Here is a 3,038-nt window from a genome sequence, read left to right as displayed (position 1 = left end):
GCCTTCCAATCCCCCCCCCCCCCGCCTGCGCCTCAACCCCCCCCCCCCCCGGCCCCGACCCACCACCGAACCGTGGGCGGCTTTTCAGGGGCGCGGGGAACTGCGCACAACGCCCGCCCCCACCAAGCCGCACCCGACGACCCCCCTCCCACCTGCCCGAACGGCCCAACCGCACCCCACCCCACCCCCGATCCCTCCCTAGCCTGGAGTGATGGGTGAGGACACTCGGCTGAGTGCGGTCGTCGCGTTGGCGCAGGGCATGGCCGCCGCGCACAGTTCGCGTGAGACATGGCGGGCGGCAGCCAACGGCGCCCGCCACGCCCTCGGCGGCAACTTCGCCGCACTGTCCGTATGGGAGCGGGAGCTCGGACGCCTGAGGGTGCTCGTGAACGTGGGAGACCGCGCCCCGGACGAGGAGGAGTTCCCGGACGACGAGGCCTACCCCGTACACCAGTTCCCGGAGATCGCCGAGTTCCTGCACGAACGCTGGGCCGGCGGCGGCGAGCCCAACGCGTGGGTGGAGACCGCGGAGGGCCCCACGGCCGGCGTCCGGCCGGGGTACGTGCACCAACGCGTCGCCGCCCTCCGCAGAAGAGGAAGGGGCTGCTGCGTCGTCGCCCCGATCGTGCTGAACGGCCGCGCCTGGGGCGAGCTGTACGTCGCCCGCGCCACCGGCGTACCCGTCTTCGGAAGGGACTGCGCCGACTTCGCCACCGTGCTCGCCGCAGTCGTCGCCGCGGGCATCGCGCAGACCGAACGGCTGGAGGAGGCCCGCCGACTGGCGTTCACGGACGCGCTGACGGGACTCGCGAACCGGCGGGCCGTCGACGTGCGACTGGACGAGGCGATCGAGCGGCACCGGCGGGACGGGGTGGTCGTCAGTCTCGTCGTGTGCGACCTCAACGGGCTCAAGCGGGTCAACGACACCCGCGGGCACGCCGTGGGAGACCGCCTCCTTGAGCGCTTCGGGTCGGTGCTGTCGCTGTGCGGTGCCATGCTGCCGGGCACACTCGCGGCCCGCCTCGGCGGGGACGAGTTCTGTCTGCTGGCGGTCGGCCCGTCCGTGGACGAGGTCGTCGAGGCCGCCGACGAACTGTGCCGCAGGGCGGGCGAGTTGGAGCTGGGCGAGGGCGTGGCCTGCGGGGTGGCCTCCACCGCCGACGCCATCGGGGCCGTACGCTCCGGGCGGCGGCTGTTCCGGCTGGCTGACGCCGCCCAGTACCGCGCCAAGGCCGAGCGGGCCACGCGGCCGGTCGTCGCGGGCCGGGAGGGGGCCGACGACCCCGTCGTACGCCTCGCCGACGAACCCTCCCTGGAGGCGTCGCCGGAGCGGCGGCGATTCCGGGGGCGGCCGTAAGGCATGACGTGCCGGTAAGGGGTGAACCCCGCCCCCGATGGTGACATCCCTGTCTTCACTGCGTACGCTCCTGAATATGGATATGCACACTGTGGTGGTGGGGACGTCGGGTGTCACCGCGTCCGACGTGCTCGCCGTGGCCCGCGGCGGGGCCCGGATCGAGCTCTCCGGGGAGGCGGTGGCGGCCCTCGCGGCGGCCCGGGAGATCGTGGACGCCCTCGCGGCCAAGCCCGAGCCGGTCTACGGCGTCAGCACCGGCTTCGGCGCCCTCGCGACCCGGCACATCAGCCAGGAACTCCGGGCCCGGCTGCAGCGCAACATCGTGCGCTCGCACGCGGCCGGCATGGGACCGCGGGTGGAGCGGGAAGTCGTACGGGCGCTGATGTTCCTGCGTCTCAAGACCGTCTGCTCGGGGCACACCGGTGTGCGGCCCGAGGTCGCGCAGACCATGGCCGACGTGCTCAACGCCGGGATCACCCCCGTCGTCCACGAGTACGGCTCCCTCGGCTGCTCCGGCGACCTCGCCCCGCTCTCGCACTGCGCGCTCGCGCTCATGGGGGAGGGCGACGCCGAGGGGCCGGACGGGGTCGTGCGCCCCGCCGGTGAGCTGCTCGCCGAACACGGCATCCGGCCCGTCGAGTTGCGGGAGAAGGAGGGGCTCGCCCTCCTCAACGGCACCGACGGCATGCTCGGGATGCTGGTCATGGCCCTCGCCGATCTCGAGAACCTCTACAAGTCCGCGGACATCACCGCCGCGTTGAGCCTGGAGGCGCTGCTCGGCACCGACAAGGTGCTCGCGCCCGAACTGCACGCCATCCGGCCGCATCCGGGACAGGGCGCCTCCGCCGCCAACATGCTGGCGGTGCTGGCCGGTTCGGAGCTGACCGGGCACCACCAAGACGACGCCCCGCGCGTCCAGGACGCCTACTCCGTGCGCTGCGCCCCGCAGGTCGCCGGCGCCGGACGGGACACCATGGACCACGCACGGCTCGTCGCCGAGCGGGAGTTGGCCTCGGCCGTGGACAACCCCGTGGTCCTGCCGGACGGTCGGGTGGAGTCCAACGGCAACTTCCATGGCGCGCCCGTGGCTTACGTCCTCGACTTCCTCGCCATCGCCGCCGCCGACCTCGCCTCGATCGCCGAGCGCCGCACCGACCGGCTGCTCGACAAGAACCGCAGCCACGGCCTGCCGCCGTTCCTCGCCGACGACGCGGGCGTGGACAGCGGGCTGATGATCGCGCAGTACACGCAGGCCGCGCTGGTGAGCGAGATGAAGCGGCTGGCGGTGCCCGCGTCCGCCGACTCGATCCCGTCCTCCGCGATGCAGGAGGACCACGTGTCGATGGGCTGGTCGGCCGCCCGGAAACTGCGGACCGCCGTCGACAACCTCGCGCGCGTCCTCGCCGTAGAGTTCTACGCCGCCTCACGCGCCGTAGAACTCCGCGAGGGCCTGCGCCCCGCACCGGCGACCCAGGCCGCCATCACCGCCGTACGCAAGGCAGGGGTTGAGGGCCCGGGCCCGGACCGCTACCTGGCCCCGGACCTCGCGGCAGCGGACGCGTTCGTGAGGGAAGGCCGCTTGGTGGCCGCGGTGGAGCCGATCACCGGGCCGTTGCGCTAGCGGGGAGGGGGTGATTGGTGCGGATGTCCCGGCCGTATGCGATATTTAGGGCATTTCGCC

The 3,038-nt window shown here is 73.2% G+C and carries 2 protein-coding genes; both read left to right on the top strand.

The features are described 5' to 3' along the window. Positions 1-211 precede the first annotated feature (211 nt). The gene (locus ABZ896_RS52425; protein WP_360946530.1) at positions 212-1,357 is read left to right on the top strand and encodes a GGDEF domain-containing protein; all 1,146 of its coding nucleotides are present in this window, start codon (positions 212-214) and stop codon (positions 1,355-1,357) included. A gap of 82 nt (positions 1,358-1,439) precedes the next feature. Continuing rightward, on the top strand, positions 1,440-2,978 hold the full coding sequence (gene hutH / locus ABZ896_RS52420) for a histidine ammonia-lyase (protein ID WP_360946533.1): 1,539 nt from the start codon (positions 1,440-1,442) through the stop codon (positions 2,976-2,978). Positions 2,979-3,038: the final 60 nt, after the last annotated feature.

It is taken from the genome of Streptomyces sp. NPDC047072 (assembly GCF_040643855.1).
Classification (GTDB): domain Bacteria; phylum Actinomycetota; class Actinomycetes; order Streptomycetales; family Streptomycetaceae; genus Streptomyces.
This window is presented reverse-complemented; position numbering and strand designations above follow the sequence as displayed.

Coding starts and splice junctions, on each gene's coding strand:
- ABZ896_RS52425 (WP_360946530.1), top strand. CDS start 212: ATGGGTGAGGACACTCGGCTGAGTGCGGTCGTCGCGTTGGCGCAGGGC.
- hutH (WP_360946533.1), top strand. CDS start 1,440: ATGCACACTGTGGTGGTGGGGACGTCGGGTGTCACCGCGTCCGACGTG.